At 56.6% G+C, this 2,385-nt stretch carries 1 rRNA gene (running past one end of the window); it reads right to left on the bottom strand.

Annotated features, from left to right (window positions below):
- Positions 1 to 22 precede the first annotated feature (22 nt).
- Positions 23 to 2,385 (bottom strand): 23S ribosomal RNA (locus tag OO68_RS41480); it runs 726 nt beyond the window's last position.

Genomic DNA, 2,385 nt, shown 5'->3' with positions numbered 1-2,385 from the left:
AACACAGTGGACGCGAGCAACTGAGGACAAGCCCTCGGCCTATTAGTACCGGTCAACTCCACACGTTACCGTGCTTCCATATCCGGCCTATCAACCCAGTCGTCTACTGGGAGCCTTACCCTCTCAAGGAGGTGGGAATACTCATCTCGAAGCAGGCTTCCCGCTTAGATGCTTTCAGCGGTTATCCCTCCCGAACGTAGCCAACCAGCCATGCCCTTGGCAGAACAACTGGCACACCAGAGGTTCGTCCGTCCCGGTCCTCTCGTACTAGGGACAGCCCTTCTCAATATTCCTACGCGCACAGCGGATAGGGACCGAACTGTCTCACGACGTTCTAAACCCAGCTCGCGTACCGCTTTAATGGGCGAACAGCCCAACCCTTGGGACCGACTCCAGCCCCAGGATGCGACGAGCCGACATCGAGGTGCCAAACCATCCCGTCGATATGGACTCTTGGGGAAGATCAGCCTGTTATCCCCGGGGTACCTTTTATCCGTTGAGCGACGGCGCTTCCACAAGCCACCGCCGGATCACTAGTCCCGACTTTCGTCCCTGCTCGACCCGTCGGTCTCACAGTCAAGCTCCCTTGTGCACTTACACTCAACACCTGATTGCCAACCAGGCTGAGGGAACCTTTGGGCGCCTCCGTTACTCTTTAGGAGGCAACCGCCCCAGTTAAACTACCCATCAGACACTGTCCCTGATCCGGATCACGGACCCAGGTTAGACATCCAGCACGACCAGACTGGTATTTCAACGACGACTCCCCCTGAACTGGCGTCCAGAGCTCACAGTCTCCCAGCTATCCTACACAAGCCGAACCGAACACCAATATCAAACTGTAGTAAAGGTCCCGGGGTCTTTCCGTCCTGCTGCGCGAAACGAGCATCTTTACTCGTAGTGCAATTTCACCGGGCCTATGGTTGAGACAGTCGAGAAGTCGTTACGCCATTCGTGCAGGTCGGAACTTACCCGACAAGGAATTTCGCTACCTTAGGATGGTTATAGTTACCACCGCCGTTTACTGGCGCTTAAGTTCTCAGCTTCGCCCAGACGAATCTGAGCTAACCGGTCCCCTTAACGTTCCAGCACCGGGCAGGCGTCAGTCCGTATACATCGCCTTACGGCTTCGCACGGACCTGTGTTTTTAGTAAACAGTCGCTTCTCGCTGGTCTCTGCGGCCACCCCCAGCTCAGGACGTAAAGTCCATCACCAGGTGTGGCCCCCCTTCTCCCGAAGTTACGGGGGCATTTTGCCGAGTTCCTTAACCATAGTTCACCCGAACGCCTCGGTATTCTCTACCTGACCACCTGAGTCGGTTTAGGGTACGGGCCGCCATGAAACTCGCTAGAGGCTTTTCTCGACAGCATAGGATCATCCACTTCACCACAATCGGCTCGGCATCAGGTCTCAGCCTTGTGTGATCCGGATTTGCCTAGATCACGGCCTACACCCTTACCCCGGGACAACCACCGCCCGGGATGGACTACCTTCCTGCGTCACCCCATCACTCACCTACTAACCGCTTGGTTCAGCGGCTCCACCACTCCCCTTTGCCCGAAGGCTCCGGGGCGGCTTCACGGCCTTAGCATCACGATGCTCGATGTTTGACGCTTCACAGCGGGTACCGGAATATCAACCGGTTATCCATCGACTACGCCTGTCGGCCTCGCCTTAGGTCCCGACTTACCCTGGGCAGATCAGCTTGACCCAGGAACCCTTAGTCAATCGGCGCACACGTTTCTCACGTGTGAATCGCTACTCATGCCTGCATTCTCACTCGTGAACCGTCCACAACTACCTTCCGGTGCTGCTTCACCCGGCACACGACGCTCCCCTACCCATCACAGCCGGCGTTGGCCGTATTGCTGCAATGACACGACTTCGGCGGTACGCTTGAGCCCCGCTACATTGTCGGCGCGGAATCACTAGACCAGTGAGCTATTACGCACTCTTTCAAGGGTGGCTGCTTCTAAGCCAACCTCCTGGTTGTCTCTGCGACTCCACATCCTTTCCCACTTAGCGTACGCTTAGGGGCCTTAGTCGATGCTCTGGGCTGTTTCCCTCTCGACCATGGAGCTTATCCCCCACAGTCTCACTGCCGCGCTCTCACTTACCGGCATTCGGAGTTTGGCTAAGGTCAGTAACCCGGTAGGGCCCATCGCCTATCCAGTGCTCTACCTCCGGCAAGAAACACACGACGCTGCACCTAAATGCATTTCGGGGAGAACCAGCTATCACGGAGTTTGATTGGCCTTTCACCCCTAACCACAGGTCATCCCCCAGGTTTTCAACCCTGGTGGGTTCGGTCCTCCACGAAGTCTTACCTCCGCTTCAACCTGCCCATGGCTAGATCACTCCGCTTCGGGTCTTGAGCGCGCTACT

It is taken from the genome of Streptomyces iakyrus, from assembly GCF_000717055.1.
Taxonomy (GTDB): Bacteria; Actinomycetota; Actinomycetes; order Streptomycetales; family Streptomycetaceae; genus Streptomyces; species Streptomyces iakyrus.
This window is presented reverse-complemented; position numbering and strand designations above follow the sequence as displayed.